Here is a 20,316-nt window from a genome sequence, read left to right on the forward strand (position 1 = left end):
TTCTCTTTAATTTTTGAACCCCTTGTTTTCTTTTAGTGATTTTACTTCTTCAGATTTGATTTTCCGTTCCAGTTTTTTCACATCTTCCTCGGGTGGTAAATTCTCGGGCACAATTCCGCGAGAGATTAGCGTATTTCTAACCGATTTATTATTGGTAATATGTTCGTTAGAAATTTGACCTTCGGTTTTCATTTGTTTTTGTTTGGCATTAAAAATGGTAATCTCTGTGGCAAAATCTTTGGCTTTTAGCAAAATGGTGGGCATAAAATCGGCCAATGGTTTGTTTTTGATTCCCCATTTATCCTTCATTTGCTGTGTGGTTTTATTAAATAAAGCTTGGTCGCCTTTGCTTCTAATCAATGCAAAGTTTTGGTTGCCGCCGGTTTGTTCAAAAATCACATGCGAGAGTTCTTTTTCTGTTTCGGCCAATTTGTTTCGGGCTTGTACCCGTTCTAGTTCTAATAATTTTTGCTCAATGAGTTCTGCTTTTCTTGTTTGAACAGCAAAATAGGTTTGAGCAAAAGCAATTTGTTCTTTTCGAGGGTCACCATTTTGTGCTATTAAGTAACACGCAAAACGTGTAAGCATCACATCGTCAATCTCTTTTTGCGCCCCCGAACCAATATCAACCATTTTCCCGACGTCGGCAAAATGGTCTGCTATATCTTGACCTGAAATTTCACAGGCTGTTTTGGCTTTACTAATTACATTCTGAAAATTATCCCATTTACCATAACCCAACAAATGCTGTAAATCTCTGGCTAACCAAAATTCGATACCATCTTCAGTATTGTGAAGAAAATCCTCAAAATTTTCAGTCAATTTATATACAATATCTTTTTTCATAGCTGGATTATGATTTTATCAAAGCCGCTAATTGCGTTTTATTGATACGTTCTTTAAATGAAATTTTTATGTTCTCGTCTTTATAATGCTCGCCCAATGCCTCAAAATACTTTTTGGCAAAATCAATTTTCCCTTTTTCATCAACAGGTATTGCCGTTGACGATTTATAGCCTTTGGCTTCCACTACTAGGAATATTTTGTTGCCTTCTGTACTTTTAATAGCATAGCAAAAGTCGGGGTTGTAATCGCCCAAAGGCGTTTTGATTTTCAGGCGTGGCAGTTTGCCGAAAATTTCAATGCTGTCAATGTCGGGGTCTTGCTCCACAATTTCCAACTCAAAATCGCTGTCGTATTCAATCACTTCTTCAAATACCCATTTGGTTTTCAAAGAAAAATCGCCTGCAATATCTTTTTGAAATTTGCCAACGCTGCCTGTATCTAAATAGGTTTTTCCTTTATGAATTGAGCTTGCCGAAGTTTCGGTTTTGAATACATTGGGCAATGCTTTTCCGTTAATTCCATCATACTTAATGTTTGCTTTAAGCATTGCAATTAAGTTCTTGTTTATTATTTCGGAAATCTCTCTTTGAGCTTGTTCAGGATTATTGCAGAGCATTTTAGTTTTGAAATCATCACTCAAAGCGTTGAAAATCTTTACTACAAATGCAATAGGTGTTTTGGTGTTGTTTGATAGCGTGCGAACCAATTCTAAATAATCAACTTTGCTTCTATAAGAAACCGTATCGGTTAGTTTTTCTGTAATTGCACCTTGTTCGCCAATCTTATTAACATTAAGTTCTGCACGAATTGTCTGCAACAGAATTTCCTCAATATTAACGGCTTCTATTTGCGTTTTTATATTTTGTATCAATTGGCTTTCTTGTTCTTCGGTCAAAGTTTCCAACACATAAAAAGCATTTTTATTGATGGTGTTCCAAAGGTTTTGAAACTCTTGCAAGTGCGTTGTCTTTATGAAAATTTTCTTTTTCTCTTTTTTCTTCTCGGCTTTCTGAACGTAAGTGTTTGCGTCAGTTGCAAACAGGCTTTCAATTGCCTTTACATGTTCTTCTGGCAAATTTTGTTCTTTGAGAATCGCTGAAAACTCTGGCGATTTTTCGTAAATCTTTTGTCCGTCAACAATAGCCTTACGAACAATCATTTTCGTGCATTTCAACACATCATCAATCAATGCAACTACTGTATCATCATCAAGACCCGATTTTTCTTTGAGTGTCTTAATGAGTTCTTGCTCTGTAAATGTTTCGGAAAGTAGGAATGAGTTGCTTAAAATTTCATTTTGAATGGCCTCAACAAAACCGTGTTCATTGCTTGAAACAACCACATCAAGGTTGTTGATTCTCCAAAATGCTTCTTGGTCGTCATTCAAATTTTTCAGCGTGTATCGTTGCAAATTTTGATTTACACAAATGCGTAAACCACGCCCAATTTGTTGAAGTTTAGATATATCGCTTCCTTGATTGGATAGTTTACAGATTGTAAAAACATTCGGATTGTCCCAACCTTCTTGCAAAGCCCAAATTGAAAAAATAAAACGTGAAGGACTTTCAAACGAAAGCAATTTCTTTTTGTCTTTCAGAATTTCATCAACACCTGCTTTTACTTTTTCGTCAGCGTTTCCCTTGTCGCCTGAAAAATAACCTTTATGAACCTGCAACGTGTTGTCGCTGTCAAAATCGTTTTGCAGGTATTTATAGTAATCACTTGTTTGGTCAAGTTTGCTAATCAGCTCAGTATATTGCTTTTTGTATTCTTCTTCAAATATGTTTTTGACTTTTGGATTTTCGCCACGAAACAAACTGGTGTCGCTTTCAATAAAAAACAAAGTGAGTGCTTTAACCCCTTGCTCAAACAATGTTTGTTCTTTCTCAAAGTGTATTTTGATGGTTTCTTTAATCATTGCCCGCAATGATTCGTCCGACAAAGAATAATCAACTTTTTCAATGGTGTCGTCCGCTAAAACAATAGTGTCTTTGTTTATTTTCTTAATGCTTTTGCCGTTGAAAACTGCACCAACGCCTAATTCTCGTCTTGCAATAATTCCATTGGTTAAAGTGCTTACAATGGCTTTTTTGTTGTCAATAGCAATAAGCGTATCTGTATTTTCAATTACGTCTTGCGTGTAAACCACAATTTTCTTTACCAAGTTTTGTCGGAAAGAAGAAATGCTGTCTAACACATACGCCACGTTGGATAAAGGCAAGCTATCTTTCTTCTTGGGGAATGTAGCACCAAAACGCAAATAGTAATTGTCAAAACCCTCAAAATAGGTTTTAAAGGCATTGCCCTCAAAACGGTGAGGTTCGTCCATTATCACAATCGGATGTAAGCGCTTCAAACATTCCAAATACGATTTTGGCGGCTCTTGATTATTTACAAATAATTCAGGTGCGTTCATCTCTCGTTCTAACGGACGGTTCAAAATGTTGTCACGGCTGTTAAAAGAGCTTGGTGTCATAACTAAAACCGATAAATGCGAAGTGCCGATAAATTGTTTTACCGCAGAAATGTTTCCACCTTCGTAAACAAATGTTTCTATTTCCTTTTCTATTTCGTTAGCGTAGAAACTCTTAAAGTAATTTTTGGTGTCTTCTATGTTTGTTTTTGTTCCCTCGCGGATTGGAACAGTTGGAATAAGAACGATAAATTTTTTGTAGCCAAAGTTTTTGCTCAGTTCAAAGATGGTCTTGATAAACGTGAACGTTTTCCCCGTTCCCGTTTCCATCATTATATCAATGTTATTGTTGTCTTGAACTGGAAACTTGTATTTGTTTTTATTATGGTGTGCTGTCAGCACATCACCAAAATTTGCTTTTTGGCGTAGGCTTTCAAAAAGACTGATAATGTTGTTTACGCAGTCCTCCTGATAGGCTTGTATTTCATATTGAAACTGTTTTGTTTCTGTTTTTGTAGCCATTTAATCTCTCTGAAAATTTAAATCGCTAAAATACCAATTTGTCTTTGTTTATCTTTCCTTTTATGGCAATATAAATACTTTTCAGCGAGTTTTCAGGTGTGGTGGGTTTAAGAACATCGGCAATAAAACAACTCTTTTGCAATCTGATCCATCAATCAAGGCGTTTTAGCTTGTAAATGTGCTATTTTTAACATTTATACCTTGTTTGTTTAATCCTTATCTATTTTCAACCATTCGAGAATACAATTTAGGACAATTGAGTTTCACAAAATCAAACAATTCGCCATAAGTATAAATCAATGCACCGTCATTCTTATTTTGCTTTTTCTCTAATGGTAAAGTAGGTTGCTCCGATCTTTCATTTTTGAATTGCTGAAAATTGAACCGAACCAAATAATCAGCTAAATCTAATCCCTGACGATGTTCCTCAATGGTCGCTCTTTGCTCCAAAAAATCAGAAACCACAAATTTCGTAATGGCAGATAACTCTATAGATTTTTCGTGCCATTTTCCGTACCCCTTTAAATCGGGAAACAAAACAACATCTCTATTTTTGAGAACACTGCATTTTCCAATCGTCAAATTTGAAAGACTTCCTGTTGCAAGCCATATAAATTCAGGGAAATAAATACTTGCAATAATGGCTGTTTTTTCACTCTCCACAATGGCCACGGGTTTTGATCGTTCTTTTAACAGGTGCTCACCAAAGAAGCATTGCTGCAAATCAAAATCTTTTATTTTCAATGCACTATGCACCCAAGTAATATGACTAAACGGTTCTTTGACACGCTTTCCGACTATTGGGTCATACAACATGATTTTTCCTGTGCGTATTTTTCCACTGTTATCAATTTGCCAAAAGACGGTTGCACCATCCCAATGTTTTGATGTCCCAATTGCATAAGTCCGGATTACTTCATCCATTTTTTCACGTCCGAACAAATGAACAAGGTAACTTACAAAACAGTTATCGCCATACCCTTTTAAACTGGCGTTAAAAATCGAATTGTCAATATAACTGACTGCTTTTTTCTTTAAAATCGCATTAGGGCTTGGTTGGAGAGTTTTTTTATCTCTTGTGTCTCCCGTTATGTGATTATCGGCAAAGTACTGCTTGGGCTTGTAATGATAGCCACAATTACTCTCTCTGTTACACCTGCCAACATTGGCGTTGATGTATTGACCCGTTTCAGTGTCAATGTATCGGGTGAAAACATTCTTCTTATCACATTGGGGACAATGAAAACGGGAATTCAGCCCCTTGTAAGGCTCTAAAATATATTGGTGATTCATATTTAAAAACATTTAGCACGTGGCATTCTTGGCATTTGTGGCACTCACAACGTTTCAAAATGCCACAAATGCCACAAATGCCACGTGCCATTTTGCTAAACCAATTTTTCATATTCTCCTAGTCTGATTCTTTTAAACAAGTCAGGTTCATTCAAAAAACGCTTAAACGTGCGTTCTGCAATGCCTATATGCAATGCGATTTGATTTCCTTGTTCTGTTGTAAACGTTACAGGGAGTGTATTATACAACTTTTGCTTTTCTTCGGAATATTTGTCCAATGGATTCACATTTGAAATAATCGAAAACGCTTTTAATGCCGATTTTCTAAAATATTCAGTCAGTTTTATTGCCGATTTGACACTTTTGACGCTAATACACTGTTTGTTGCCTTCCAAACAAGCAAAATTCAACATTTCAATGATGAGTGAAAACCGAATGGCATACATTTCCATTTTACTATACATTCCACTTAGCATATCATTATCGGCATTGTTGCATAAATCGGCATTGTATTTTTGCCAGTCAAATAATATCTGCTTGGCTTCAGGGCTGAAATAAAGAATTTGAGGTTTGGGGGTTGATGTTTCATCCAAGCGACAACTCAAATCAAGCAGTTTTGACAGGATGAAATTCCAGTTATCGATTACTGTTTGGTCGAGTTCCTTTTCGCTCCAATATGGTTTCTGAATATTGTCGGGTAAGACAAATAAAATACGGTCAATAAAACCGTTTTGCGTTCGACTTTCCCTTGCCAATTCATGCAATACACCGTTTTGAATAGTTCCTGCAACTGAAATATAAGGTAACGGAATAAAGACTGGATCGCCTGTTTTTCGGTCTATATTGATTGGTTTGGCACTCCATGCGCTCAACCAAAATTCCATTTCACTACCTTTATTGTAACGGTTGAAATTCTTAAACCATCCTGCCAGCTCATCAACATACACTCCAATCCCACGCTTATTGAACTTATGAATCTCGGCAAGAGCTTCGGGAGTAGAATCCGACAAAAGGAATTTTACCCAGACTGGTTTTACAGGTTCATCAATTGCTTGTTCATGCCGTTCTTTTTTCGACAGATTGATTGCCGTTTCATAATCGAGTTTCTTTTGCTCATAAACCCGATATGATTGTTTGTCTCTCGCTTCAATTGGCTGAATGGCAAAAGAAAGGGGATGACTTTTATTTGTCCCAGCTCGTGCAACAATGGCAAGATAAATAACGGCACTTTGTTGAAATCCCTTTTTTAACTCCACCATGTGAGTATTTCCAATGGCAACCGAAGAGGCAAAAAGCAAAGAGGATGCAATAAAATCCACAGGAAAATCTAAGCTTTCATTAGTATTTTGAATAATCTGCTGTATTGGCAACGGAAAAGCATCAACAGGAAACGAACTTGTTCCTTTTTTGACACCACTCAACAACTTAGCCATTTCCCCTTTAATGTCATTAATTCCAATGGATGATTGTATTTGCTCAGTCATTGTTCCCAACTCCTTTCTGACGTAAATACGTGCACCAGTCTGTTCAACATTCGTTCCGATTCGGCACGGGAATTACATACATTACAAATACAGTATCCGTTTATTGGACGTTTTTGATAGTCGCTTTCAGTTTCGATGTGAAAGGCTCTTTGTTCCGGATTGAACAATACGTAGTATTTAATAGAACCGATGGTGTTTGGGTTCTGTAAATGTTCATTTGCCATGATGTCCTCCTTTGCTATTAAGGTTCGACAAATGACAATTTGCTAAGGCATCTATCTCTTCATTGGTTCTTTTCCGACCTTGTTTGAGATAGTCCATTAACTCGTTTTGCGAGAAATAAAGGCGTTTGCCTCGTTTCATTACAGGAAGCTCACCCTTTGATACTTTACTGTATATTGTGGGTACAGTTAGTTTTAAAAATGTCGAGGCTTCTTCTATTGAAAGTAGTTCGTCATTTTTTTTTGAGTCAATCTGTGATTGAGAAGTTTTAACTTCAATTCTTTTAACAACTTCATTTGCTAAATCATTAATTAAGTCGTCAATGTTGCGTGTGCTAAATACAATGTTTTTCATCTATGAGAATTTATTAAGTTTTCTCAAAGATTTATTCAGGTATCCTTTGGGTATTATTCAGGTATTTTACCTGTGTTTTATGAATTGAAAATAAATTAGTTGTGAAATGTGTTGGGTATTTTAATTTGGATACCTCTTTAAATGGTCGATGATTCTTGCATTATTGTTTGATATTTTAATGATGTGTTTTTTGTAATTATTTCCAAAATTATTAACGATAGCTTTTTTGTTTGTTATATCAATTTCTATATAAGCCCTGTAAAATCCTTGTGGACTTGTTTGTGGATATTTGTTAATCACAAAATTCTCGATGTCTTTACGAATGTATTTATCACTTTCGTTACACGTGAAATTTTTTTCAAGCCCCATTTCGATTAGAATCCAATGATATAATGCATAAAATTTAGCAGGAATATTAATCTGGGGATCTTTATCAATGTTGGATTCCTTATTATCCTTCGTCGTTTCATCAGTAAAAATATTTCGAAGTTCTTGTAATCCCTCGACCTCCTGTGGTGGCATGGTTTTAATACCATTGTTAATTAAATCACGATGGTATTCGATTTCTTTAGATAACCATTCTTCGCGAATATATGAATCAATGTGTGCATCAGAATGTAATTGATGATTGAAGTGTTTAAACTGCAACAACATGTCATATCTTTCTTCAATGCTATTATTGGTGTAAAGTATTGATTTATATACGTCAATAGTTTCTTTTGCTGATTTTTGTGCATTGTTGCTTGTCCTAAGGTGTGATAGGAATACACGATTAAATTGATCTTCAATCTCTGTTGCAATAAATTCTAACTGCTGATCTTTTTCATATTTTAATAATTCAATCAATTTGAGATATAAATAGAGCTTGTCATGAAAGTACATCTTTATTTTTTGTAGCCGAGGAGCTATTGAGAGGGGGGTGGATTTATTGGCAATGATAAAATCCAATTCGTGATAAAACAGATTGAAAAATTGAAGTGGAGTAATTTTTAATGCCAAAGGAGTTAAGTTTGGTGTTTCTTTCGATTTGTCAAATTTCACAAATGCCAATTGTCTTGTTTCTGGCAATAGTTTAACGTATTTTCTTTTTGTGAGGTCGGTAAATATTTGCTTGTTGAAACTCCATCTGGATTGGAATTTTTCCGTGAAGTATTCTTCGTGTGATTTTGCTGTGTAACTATATTCTGCAATGTTGAATTTTTCTGTGTTTTTTTGTTGTTCCATTGAGGTTGATTTTAATCAATGATTAAGGCTAAATGTTTGAAGTATTAGTGTTGGTTTTGTAAGGGGTTGATATATAACGCTCAATTGTGCTGTGTGTTTTGTTTTGCGTTGATTTACAGATAGATGTGTTTTGTTGTCTGATTGTATTTATTGTAATATGTTGATAATTAGCGCTCAATGATATTGGGCTCTAATTGAGCGTACATTGAATTTTAGATGCTTAAAAGAGCTTTTTTTGAATTTTGAATTTGCGCTTAATAGTTGTTGTTTGGTTGTTGAGTGCTTATAGACAGTGTGTTATGATTTGTTGGCGAAGTCAATTTTTATTTTATCAGCTGCTTTTCGCTTCGAATCATCAACAATTTTAGCGTACACCTGCGTGGTTTTAAGATCCTTATGTCCTAACATTTTCGAGACGGTATAGATATCCGTTCCGTTATATAACTGTAAGGTTGCGAATGTATGTCTGAAGCAATGAAAGGTGATGTTTTTGGTGATACCTGCCGCTCCAATCCAGTGATAAAGATGCTTATTTTGGTAGGCCGAATAATTGAATCCGTTAAATACCTTATCGGTTGCATTGCCTTTTTCACCCAACAAGCTGTATGCCTGTTCTGAAATTGGCAGATAGTTATCTCTTTGCGTTTTTTGTCTTTTGGTTAAAATCAAATAACCCTGACCTTCGATATGTGAAATATCTTGCCATGTTAAATTTTGAATTTCTTTAAATGCCATTCCCGTTAAGGCTGAGAAAAGTGCAGTACGTTTTAATAAGTCGTTATTGCATGGAGTATTGGCAAGTTGGTTCAATTCTTCAATTGTTAAATACTCCCGTCTGGTTTCGGCTTCCTTAATTGGGCTGATTCTCGCATTTAAATCAACTTGGATTAATCCATCCTTATAAGCTTGTTTCAATGCTGCTTTGACTTTATTGAAATAAGATAGGGCTGAGTTGTTTGAAAGTTTGGCTTTTTCTGATTTATTGCTTGTAGTGGTCAAAAGGTATTCTTTAAAGCCTTCCAGATATTTTTCTGATAAGTCTGAAAATGTCATATTTCCATTAGAGAATGATTCAAGATAGTTCAGGGTTGAGTACCAGCATTTTTGATTAGAACCGTCTCTTTTCTCTGTTAAATTTCGAAAATAATCAACAAAACTCTGTTCTCCCAGTTCTTTGAGACGCAATTGTTCTTTTTCAAACTGGCTGTAAATTTCAGGTTTGTTAAGGTTGTTTTCACGTTTGATTCGAATACTTTCTGCTATTCGGAGTGTGTCTGTGTTGTGTTGTTTTTCAATTGGTGTTTTTGGCTTATCGACAATGTAAAGTCTTAGGAATTCTCTTCTGGTGAGTTCCCCTGTTTTAATATTTTGAATGGGAGGATAAAAATCGAGATAGAGACTTTGTTTATTTCCTTTAATTGGTTTCTGTCTGAGTTTTACTTTTATAGTCATAGTTTTAGGGTTTACGTTAGATGCTGATTGTCATAATTTCATCAAAATGTATCTTCGATATCTTTATAAACCGTCCATTTTTTTGTTTTGGTACGTGATGGTCATGTACTCTTAAATAAATTTGATCTCTGGATAGATTGTATTTTTCTTGTATTTCTTGAATAGAGTACCAATTGGTGATATGCTCGGTTTCTTCTTCTATCTTTTTGAAATACTTATCTATGTGAACTTTAGATATGTATGTTTTTCCGTTGAACGTGGTTTTGGGAATTTTATGTTTTTGTATGATGTTGTTAAGATAATCGTATTTAATGTTGTGTTTGTCTTGTGCTTCTTTTAGTGTATAGAATTCAGTAATTGGTGTTTTTGCCTTTTGGGTTGGTTTGTTATAGGGTTTTCCAAATATAGTTTCAATATCTGAACGTCTGACGACCGTTCTCCTGCCAAATTTACCAATGATGAGTTCCTTGCGTTCTATCATCCGATAAAGAGTTCTTTTGCTTACCCCAATAAGTGTTTGAACTTCAAGCATATTTAAGAAATCTTTTGCTTTCAGTTCTTCAATTGGTTTCTGTATTGTCTGTCGTGTTTCTTGACAGCTTTTTTCGATTTTGTTATTTCTGACCCGTTGCTTGTATGCACGGGATGAACATTTGTGAGAGCAATATCTTGTCACCGTTGTTTTGGCGACAAAATTACCCCCACAATATTCGCAAATACGCTCAGTTTCAATGGTTGTACTCATGTGTCAGAGTGTGTCATTATGTGACTCAATGTGTCTCAGTGTGCCATAAAAGAGCCAACTTGGTTAAGCGAAGGTACAAATATTTTGAATTTAATCAAGAGGTACAAATGAGGTACAAAAATGAGTAAAAAATGACAAAACAAATTATGAAATATTAAAGAGATGTAAATGACAAAAGCCTTGTAATACAAGGCTTTTGTGTGTTTTGTTTATAGATGTTGTGTGTTTGTTTGGTGATGCCTATTTTCCGATACAGAAATTTTTAAAGATATTCCCCAGTACTTCGTTGCTGCTGATTTGACCTGTGATCGCCCCTAAATAGTCGAGCACTTCTCGGATGTCCTGTGAGAGAAAATCGCCCGAAATCCCACTTGTCAGACCTTGTTTGACGCGTTGAAGCCCATTTCTCGATTGTTGCAGTGCTTCGTAATGGCGGGCGTTGGTCACAATCACTTCGTCGTTGTCGATGGCTCCAAGATTAACGGTGTTCATAAGTTCTTGTGTGAGTGATTGTATGTTGGTTTTTTGTTTCGCCGAGATGGGCACAATGGCATCGGTCCCGGCCAGTTCACTAAATTCATCGGGTGTAAATCGTTGTGCCAGTTCGTCTGCCGTCAGTAGATCGCTTTTGTTCACTGCCACAATCAGCTTTTGCTGGCTGGTCATTTTATTTTTGACTGATGATACCGCTTCGTGAATTTTTTCGTTGCTGTCGCGTGCATCAAGCATCAGCAGCACGATGGTGGCTTTTCCTATTTTGGCATAAGTGCGCTCAATGCCAATGGCTTCTATCTCATCGGTGGTGTTGCGAATGCCGGCCGTGTCGATGAAGCGGAAGGTAATGCCCTCGATGTTGAGCGTGTCTTCAATCACATCGCGTGTGGTGCCATGAATGTCGCTCACGATGGCTCGCTCCTCATTAAGGAGCGTGTTTAGCAGTGTCGATTTGCCCGCATTGGTGTGACCCACGATGGCCACCGGAATGCCGTTTTTGATGGCGTTGCCCAATGTGAATGAATCGGTCAGGCGCTTCAGATGGTCATCCAGTTCTTCCACCAATGCAAATAGTTGTCTCCGGTCGGCAAACTCCACATCTTCTTCGCTGAAGTCCAGCTCCAGTTCGACCAATGAGGTGAACCACAATAAACGGTCCCGCAGATGTGCCAGTTCATTGGAAAAGCCGCCGCGCATCTGTTGCAGAGCCACGCGTCGTGCCGCTTCGCTGCGTGCTGCGATGAGGTCGGCCACTGCCTCGGCCTGGCTTAAATCCATCTTGCCGTTCAAAAAGGCTCGTTGGGTGAATTCTCCAGGCTTGGCCAGTTGTACGCCTTGCTGTATAAATAGTTGCAATATCTGTTGTTGGATGGTGGTTGCACCATGGCACGACACTTCCACCACATCTTCGCCGGTGAATGAATGTGGAGCTCGAAACAGAGCCACCACCACTTCGTCAATCTCCTTGACCCCATCATGAAGGGTGCCGAAATGCACGGTGTTCGCTTTTTGTGCTGCAAGCATTTTTCCTGCTTTGGGCGATCGAAACACGGTGTCAGTGATGGCGATGGCTTGCGATCCGCTCAGGCGAATGACCGCAATGGCGCCCATGCCCTGGGCGGTGCTGATGGCACAAATGGTGGGGGGTGTTTGCATTTTTGATGTTGTATGAACTGCAAAAGTATTAAATCAGGTCGATTTTCAAGCCTTCATCTGCTTTGTCTCGACTGTTTTCTCTTTCGTGTTGGTTGGTTGATTCATGTCGTTTTGCGCGGTTTAAGTTTGGTATGTGATTGTATGTCAAAGTTTTTATTGCATGTGTGAAATCGCTTTCGCGCTTTCGTTGCTGAAGCTAAGCTGCTGTGTCGAATTACGATAGCAACGTAATCGTCGTGTTTGTCGCTTTCCGTAGGATCGAATTCCGACTTTGTGATAACAACACAAGGATGGTACTGATGTCCTATTGTTCTTTTTCAATTCTTCCCATAATCATGCTCTTGTGTGTCTCTGATTAGATTCATTGATATTTCGTCTACTAAAATGATGTGTTGGTCGTCAAATGGGCGAAGTTGATAAAATTGTGTTAAATCAGTGTAAAAGTGTAACCTGTTTTTTGTGTAGTTTTAATGGATGTTGTCTAAATAGACTAATTTTGTGGTTGAAAGTTCGGTTTTTTTATGTGTTAATTGTATGGCTTTAATATCCTTGTTGCGAGGTTATTAAGTGTTTGTCTGAAATATGTGATTCTATGAAGAAGTTTTACCTGTTGTTCATATTGTTGGTTGTGTCATTGGGAGTAAGAGCTCAATGCAATGGTTGCACCATGACCTTGAGTAGCAATAGCAGTTCAAATATTGCTTTAACCAATACTGATGTGTTGTGTATTACCGGCGGTACGTTTACCGGGAACATTACCAGCTTCCCCTTAGGTGCTCGCATTTGTGTTTCCGGTGGAGCGGCATTTAATCCCTCATCAATGCCGAATGATTTGGCTGGAACCATTGTTGTGGCTTCGGGTAGTTCGGCCTTGTTGCCTGCTTTTTCTTCCAATAAAGGGTTTCGTGCCGAGAACCATGGGGTGGTGACTTTTAATGGAATCGTTTCTTTCAATGGTATCGGAACCATTGTGAATTATGTAGGTGCCAGTATGACTTTCTCAAGTGCTTTTACATTGAGTAAGGTGGGGTCTTCGTTCTCGAATAGTGGTGCGCTAACATTCATGGATAGTTTTACGGCCAATAATTCAACGAATTTATATAACTACGGGGTTATCTCTATTGGTGGAATTTTTAGCAATGGATCCAGTTTTGTCAATTATGGCAAGGTGAGTGTTGTCGGAAACGTAACTTTTACTGCCGGTGTCGGATCTTTTTTTGAGAACTACTGTTCTTTCGTTACCGATGGAAACCTGGCCAATAATAATACGAATTTAGGTGGTTTTAAAAATAATGGATATGTATTTGTCGATGCGCCCGGAAAAACGATTACCAATTCAGCGTCCTGTCCTTGGTTTCAATCTTCAGATGGTGTAACGCGGGGGGTGATTTTTATGAATCGTGGCGTTGTGACCGGCAGTGGAAACTATTATTTTACTGGAGCAACAACAAATGCTTCAGGGGCAAAATTTGGAGATGATGGTTTGGGTATCAATTTTTATGATACCGGTCTTCCGGCAGGAAAAATCATGGACACCCAAACGGTTGCTCCGCATAGTTCGGTGACCAAAAATGCATTTACACCACCTGTGCGAACCGATTTGTGCACATCGTGTGAAATAGCGGTGAATAATGGTCCAGTTGCCGGGGATGATTATTTTGTGACCACCCAAAATAGTGCGGTCAGTGGTAATGTGTTGCTTAATGATCTCGATCCAGAGAATAATGTCCTGACTGAAGGCGTTTCATTAATTGCTGCACCCTCATACGCGGCATCCTTTGCGCTTAGTGAAAATGGCCTGTTTACTTATACACCGCAAGCTAATTATTACGGGAACGATATATTTATTTATGCCGTTTGCGATGATGGCTCTCCCTCTAAATGTGATACGGCATCGGCGCTCATTACTATCAATAAGCAAAGTGTGCCAATGCCTGCCTGCGAGAATGCAGTCGCTGTTTCAACCAGTTTATCAACTGTTCCCAATACATACTTCCCGGGAAGTGCTTCCGTGAGTGCGGGTGCTACTTCTATCTCGTTAGGGGCTGTCTATGCATTGGGGAATCAGACTGCAATCACTGCGGGTGATAAGTTGTTGGTAATCCAAATGCAGGGGGTCGATATCAATACTTCTAATAATGATAGTTATGGCGATGGTGTTGTCGGTGGATATGGCAATGGGTTGTTGTTCAATACAAATTTTTCGGCCGGGACTTATGAATTTGTGATTGCATCCAATTCGGTGTCGACAACCGGTGGGACTTTGAATTTAGCTGCCCCATTGGTAAATGGATATGTGAATGCGAATTTTTCGGCTTCATCGGGGCAACGTCGTTTTCAGGTCATCAGGGTGCCTCAATATTTTAATTTAACACTGGCAGCAGATATTATTGTTCCTGCTTGGAATGGAGCCGTTGGTGGGGTGTGTTGCATTCAGGTGCTAAATGAGTTTAATATGAATGGACACACCATTGATGCGAAAGGTAAGGGTTTTAGAGGAGGCGCTGGACGTCGGCTTTGGGGAAATGGAACTACTGGTTTGAATGATAATGATTATCGAGTTCTTTCAACATCTGGCGTTAATGGCTCAAAAGGGGAAGGGATTGCAGGGACTCCCCGTTATGTGAATAATGTAGGAACGCTTTTGGATACTGGTGTGGAGGGTTATCCACAAGGTAGTTACGGGCAAGGAGCCCCTGCCAACGGTGGTGGGGGGGGTACCGATGGAAATAGTGGTGGAAGTAACAATCAGAATACCGGTGGCGGTGGCGGAGCCAATGGTGGCTTTGGCGGAAAAGGTGGAAATGCCTGGGATACTTCTGAACCTTATGGTGGTGAACCAGGTGCTCCTTTTATTGCTGCATCGGCCAGTCGTTTGGTATTCGGTGGTGGGGGGGGAGCTGCTTCTACCAATGATGGAACCGGAACACCTGGTAGTGGTTTTGCCAGTAGCGGTGCTGCCGGTGGTGGTGTCGTAATCGTCTATGCCAAGTCTGTTTTAAGTTCAGGAACCATTGATGTTTGTGGTGCTGATGCCAATAATACCGTTGGAAACGATGCGTCTGGTGGTGGTGGCGCTGGTGGTTCTGTGTTAATTGTATCTGACAATCAGCTTTCGAATGTAAAAGTGCTTGCCAATGGCGGGAATGGTGGTACCAATTCTGCAACAGCACCACACGGTCCCGGTGGTGGTGGTGGCGGGGGAATTGTGTATGCCACCTCGGCGCTTAATTATGCCACTCGTGCTAAAGGTGGGATTTCAGGTAAAACGGCCGATAACTTAATCGCTTATGGCGCAACGTCAGGTGCTGATGGTTATGTTGATGTAAGTGTTACGAAAGCTCAATTACCTTCCGGGTTTTTGGGATGTTTTAATCATGTTGTTGCAGGCAACGACAATGCATTCACTCAAATGGGGATGCCTGTTGTTGGCAATGTATTGTGGAATGATTTTGATGTGCAAGGAAATGATTTATCCTTTCTTGGGATATTTGACCCAGCTTCGCTTAATTATGTTTCGTTAGGGGCGTTTCCTGTTTCCGGCATCGCATTGGATGGAGTCCGTGTGGCCAATGCTGGGACCATTGCTGTTGCTGCAAATGGCGAGTATACCTTTTCTCCGGTTGCTGATTTTTCGGGCTCAGTGAATTTAGTTTATAAAGTTGCTGATAATCACGTTTATTCATCTGTTGCGTTTGCCAACCTGTTCATCCAGGTAATGGCTAAGTGCGATGATGTTAACGATGTGACACCTGTGAGTGATCATTTGATTACTTACATGGGGCAATCTATATCTGTAAATGTTTTATTGAATGATGTTGATCCTCAGGGGGATGGATTGATTTTTGGGGGATTTGTTCATCCTTCTAACAAGTTGATCAAGCAAGTTAGTGGTACGATGACGCTTCCCGGGATAGACCGTTTTGGACACTCGTTTGTGAATGCCGGCCAATTGGTTTTTGCTGCCGATGGGAGTTGTACTTTTACTCCAGTTTCTTATTTTGTGGGTACTGTGTCGGTTGATTATGTCGTTTGTGATAATAATGAGTCTGGTCAGATTTGCAAAACCGCTTCATTAAAAATTAGCATCGAACCGGTTTATTCCGCTTCACAAAATTATTATCCGTCCGTTACTGATTATGCGATTCATACATTTATGAATACGTCGGTAGCCGGTGCCACTTTGCTGGCGAATGCCCGGGATTTGAATGGCGGTCAAACGATTTCTGTAAAGACCACCCCTGTTGTTGAGCCATTACATGGGGCTGTGACTATTTTGTCTAATGGGGCATATACTTATGTTCCAACATCCGATTTTGTGGGTTCTGATCGATTTGTTTTTGAAGTGTGTGACAATGCTTCAGGTGTGGCTTGTTCTCGTGGAGTTGTTTATGTTAATGTGATGGGCGTCAGTGCTACAGTTACAGAACAGCCGCTTGATCAAAGTGTGTGTGGCGGAAACCCTGTTTCATTTAACGTTGGTGCTGTCGGTACTTCTTTAGAGTATCGTTGGCAAGTGAGTGTGAATCAGGGTGTGACGTGGAGTTATCTTTCTAATGCCGGGGGTTATTCTGGCGTGAGCTCAGCTCAATTAAATATTTCATCGGTGTCTGCTGCATTGCATGATGCTCGTTTTCGTTGTGAGTTAACAACGCCTTGTGGGACTAAATACTCCGATGCTGCCATCTTGTTGGTGGATGATAGTGAGGTCGTTGTTGGGCAACAACCCGTCAATCAGTCGGTTTGTGCGGGGCAGTCGACCGAGTTTTCTGTGGTTGCTTCGGGGGCTTCACTGTTATATCAGTGGCAGGTTAGTGTTAATAATGGTGTTTCTTATTCATCTATCGTAGATGGGGTTAATTATGAGGGTACATCAACGGCAAATTTGTTGGTGAAGGCTCCTGCGGTAGGCATGCACGGATATCGTTATCGTTGTGTTGTGTCGAGTGGTTGTGGTATTGCCGTTAATTCTTCTGCTGCTGTACTTTCGGTTGGCTCGGTAACTATTTCTGTGGTGAACCAGCCGGTAGCCACGACTGTCTGTGTGGGTACACCCGCTAGTTTTTCTGTATTTGCGACCGGTTCAGGAGTTAATTATCAATGGCAAATTAATACAGGTTCCGGGTGGAGTAATCTTTCTGCATCAGCTCGTTATCCGGAGGTGAATCAATCGGTTCTTAACATTACAGATGTGGTTGTTGGGATGTCGGGTTATCAATATCGATGTATGCTGTCAAGCAGCTGTGTTGCTTCTTCACCATCATCATCGGCTGTGTTGACCGTTAAAGCGGCACCTTATATTGTTAACGTGAAGCAGACGTCGCGTTGTGGTCAGGGATTGGAGACGCTTTGGGCTGAACCATCTTCTGGTTCTGTTAATTGGTATGGTCAACCATCCGGTGGTGCCGCCATTGGTAGTGGGACATCGTTTACGACTCTGATTTCCGCTACCACCACTTTTTATGTAGAAGCGTATGATAATGGATGTCGGACTCCCAATCGGGTCGCTGTATCGGCTGTTGTGTCTGACGAAGTTCCTGCTGTGTTGTCTCATCCATTGAGTGAAATATTGTGTGAAGGTGCTTATCATCAGTTTTCGGTGATTGCATCTGCCAATGCTAATTCTTTCCAGTGGCAGTGTAGTACTGATGCCGGAGTGACCTTTGAAAATCTGAATAATAGCTCGATGTATGAAGGAGTTAATTCGCCTTCATTAATATTGAAAGGGGTACTCAGGTCGATGACTGATTATCAGTATCGCTGTGTGGTTGGTGCTGATTGTTTACCGGCTGCCATTAGTAATGCAGCAGTGCTGACCGTCAATTATCCTCCTGAGATTGTTGTAGCTCCGATTCGTTCATGGGTTTGTGCTGATGCTCTGGCCTCGTTTTCTGTTGTCGCAACTGGAGGAGTGACCGGTTATCAATGGCAAGTAAGTACTGACAATGGAATCAATTTTTCGTCCATTAATAATGGTGGGATTTATAGTGGTGCTACTTCTGCAACATTGCAACTTTCGTCTGCATCTACAGCGCTAAATAATAATCAGTACCGATGTGTTGTTACTGGTTATTGCTTGCCTGCTGTCACCACATCTGCTGCGGTTTTGGTTTCTAATAATAATAGTCTTACAATCAATGCGAATCCGGTCAACACTTCTGCTTGTGCCGGAATTCCTACTTCTTTGACTTTGTTTGCTTCCGGTCCTAGTTTGGTTTATCAGTGGCAAATCAATAACGGAGGTTCTTGGGATAATTTAACCAATGCAGGATTGTATTCTTCTGTGAATACCAATACCCTTAATATTTCTGATGTCTCATCGATTAATAATAAGCAGTTTAGATGTGTTATCAGTTCTTCTGCCAATTGTATTGGTGCGACCAATAGTTCAACTGCTACAATTACATTGAATACCGTTAGTCCGACGATTACCTCTCAACCGACAGACGTGACACTTTGTGAAGGTACTGACGCGTCTTATAGTGCGACGGCTACTGTCCCTTCTGGTACCGTTCAGTATCAATGGCAGGTGAGTGGTGATAATGGCAGTAGTTGGAGTAACTTGTTAAATTCTGGCGCATACAGTGGCGCCAATTCAAAGCCGTTAAATATTTCTGAGGTTCCTTCATCTATGAATGGGAACCTTTATCGGGTACGTGTTTATTCAACTGTGAATACCGTTTGCCCGCTTAATTCATCCAATGCATCTTTGACGGTCACCCCATTGCCGGTGGCACCGGTTTCTGCTTCGGTGAGTCGTAATAATTTTTGTGCCGATGATGCCGGGAATGTCGTACTCACAGTGGTGGGAGGCAGTGGAACTACATTGCAGTGGTTTGCCGGAAGTTGTGGCGGGGCATCGATTGGTACCGGTAATGCGTTGTCTATCGCGTCACCCGAAGTAACGACTACTTACTATGCAAGGTGGATTAATTCGTGTGGCGTGTCGGAGTGCGTTTCTGTTGATGTCAATGTCATTGCACTGGCGGTTGCCCCAACTTCATTATCTGTCGATAGAAATAATTTTTGCGCAAATGATCCGGATCAAATTCAACTCTCTGCAGTCGGGGGCTCAGGAACCACCTTGCAATGGTTTTCCGGTAGTTGTGGATTGACCTCTGTTGGAAGTGGTGATCCTCTAAGTATATCATCTCCTGAAGAGTCAACGGTTTATTATGCCCGATATCAAAATGGTTGTGGAGTGTCTATTTGTAATTCGGTATCGGTGACTGTGAATGCTTCTCCTGATGCCCCTGTGGCGAATGCTGTGCAGTCTTTTTGCGGTAGTGCTGTCTTGAGTGATTTAAGTGCAACTGCTCCTTCAGGTTCTGTTGTCCGTTGGTATGCGACGCCTGTTGGGGGTGCTGTTTTGTCAAGTGGTTATGCGTTGGCGAATGGTGAAACTTATTATGCCGAATCTTATCGAACAGCTACCGGTTGTGCTAGCGTAGATCGGACTTCGGTCGAAGTGTTAGTTACCGTTATTCCTGGTGCTCCTGTGGGGGATGCTTCTCAGAGTTTCTGCTCGACGATATCACCTACTTTAAGTGATTTGGTCGTGACCGGTGATAACGTGAAGTGGTATAGTGCGATTTCGGGTGGTTTACCATTGGATTATTCAAAGCTATTAGTTAATAATGCAACTTATTATTCTTCACAGACATGGAATGGCTGCGAGTCAACTGCCCGTCGCGCAGTGAAGTCGATTCTGAATGGATGTAATCCGTTCGTAAATCTGTCGGTAAATAAAGTTTCAATTTTAGAAAATAGCGGTGATGTCTTAACAATCACTGCGTCATTAAATTATGCGTCTTTGCTTGACGTGACCATTCCGTTGACCTTTGGCGGCACAGCCACGTTGACATCAGATTATACCCATTCAGCCACATCCATCACCATTCCAGCCGGTTCGACCACCGGTAGCATCACGCTATCCGTTGTTGACGATGTTTTGGATGAAGACGATGAGACCGTGATTGTCTCGCTGGGTACTGGGTTGGTGAACGCCATTGCCGGCACCACATCACCCAACGTGACAGTGACCATCCGCGACAATGACGCTGCGCCAACGGTGAATCTGTCCGCATCACCGACCACCATGAACGAGCCCA

Annotated in this window: 10 protein-coding genes; 1 reads left to right on the forward strand and 9 read right to left on the reverse strand. The window is 40.1% G+C overall.

Features of this window, described 5'->3' with window-relative positions:
• Window positions 1-6: 6 nt before the first annotated feature.
• The 9 genes from dinD to mnmE all read right to left on the reverse strand — a co-directional run bounded on the left by dinD (window position 7) and on the right by mnmE (window position 12,205).
• Window positions 7-846, reverse strand: a complete 840-nt coding sequence (gene dinD, locus LX69_RS09500; protein WP_111445786.1) for a DNA damage-inducible protein D — start codon at window positions 844-846, stop codon at window positions 7-9.
• A 7-nt stretch (window positions 847-853) separates the two neighbouring features.
• Window positions 854-3,781, reverse strand: a complete 2,928-nt coding sequence (locus LX69_RS09505) for a restriction endonuclease (protein WP_111445787.1) — start codon at window positions 3,779-3,781, stop codon at window positions 854-856.
• 216 nt (window positions 3,782-3,997) lie between these two features.
• A complete protein-coding gene (locus LX69_RS09510; protein ID WP_111445788.1) occupies window positions 3,998-5,074 on the reverse strand; it encodes a DUF6371 domain-containing protein in 1,077 nt (358 codons plus the stop codon).
• Window positions 5,075-5,169: 95 nt separating this feature from the next.
• Window positions 5,170-6,558, reverse strand: coding sequence for a DUF3987 domain-containing protein (locus LX69_RS09515; RefSeq protein WP_111445789.1), 1,389 nt, complete (start codon window positions 6,556-6,558; stop codon window positions 5,170-5,172).
• A 213-nt stretch (window positions 6,559-6,771) separates the two neighbouring features.
• Window positions 6,772-7,134 (reverse strand): helix-turn-helix domain-containing protein, encoded by a 363-nt coding sequence (locus tag LX69_RS09520; protein ID WP_111445790.1) that lies wholly within the window; start codon window positions 7,132-7,134, stop codon window positions 6,772-6,774.
• Between the two features lie 120 nt (window positions 7,135-7,254).
• Complete coding sequence (locus LX69_RS09525) at window positions 7,255-8,358, reverse strand: hypothetical protein (RefSeq protein WP_111445791.1); 1,104 nt, start codon at window positions 8,356-8,358, stop codon at window positions 7,255-7,257.
• Window positions 8,359-8,655: 297 nt separating this feature from the next.
• The gene (locus LX69_RS09530; protein WP_111445792.1) at window positions 8,656-9,810 is read right to left on the reverse strand and encodes a tyrosine-type recombinase/integrase; all 1,155 of its coding nucleotides are present in this window, start codon (window positions 9,808-9,810) and stop codon (window positions 8,656-8,658) included.
• Window positions 9,811-9,826: 16 nt separating this feature from the next.
• Window positions 9,827-10,555: a helix-turn-helix domain-containing protein gene (locus LX69_RS09535; protein ID WP_111445793.1), complete on the reverse strand. Its 729-nt coding sequence runs from the start codon at window positions 10,553-10,555 to the stop codon at window positions 9,827-9,829.
• Window positions 10,556-10,795: 240 nt separating this feature from the next.
• Window positions 10,796-12,205, reverse strand: coding sequence for a tRNA uridine-5-carboxymethylaminomethyl(34) synthesis GTPase MnmE (gene mnmE, locus LX69_RS09540; RefSeq protein WP_111445794.1), 1,410 nt, complete (start codon window positions 12,203-12,205; stop codon window positions 10,796-10,798).
• A 592-nt stretch (window positions 12,206-12,797) separates the two neighbouring features.
• Here mnmE and LX69_RS09545 point away from each other — a divergent pair.
• The coding region (locus LX69_RS09545) for an Ig-like domain-containing protein (RefSeq protein ID WP_146260703.1) at window positions 12,798-20,316 on the forward strand (7,519 nt) is incomplete at its 3' end.

It is taken from the genome of Breznakibacter xylanolyticus (assembly GCF_003254275.1).
Lineage (GTDB): Bacteria > Bacteroidota > Bacteroidia > Bacteroidales > Marinilabiliaceae > Breznakibacter > Breznakibacter xylanolyticus.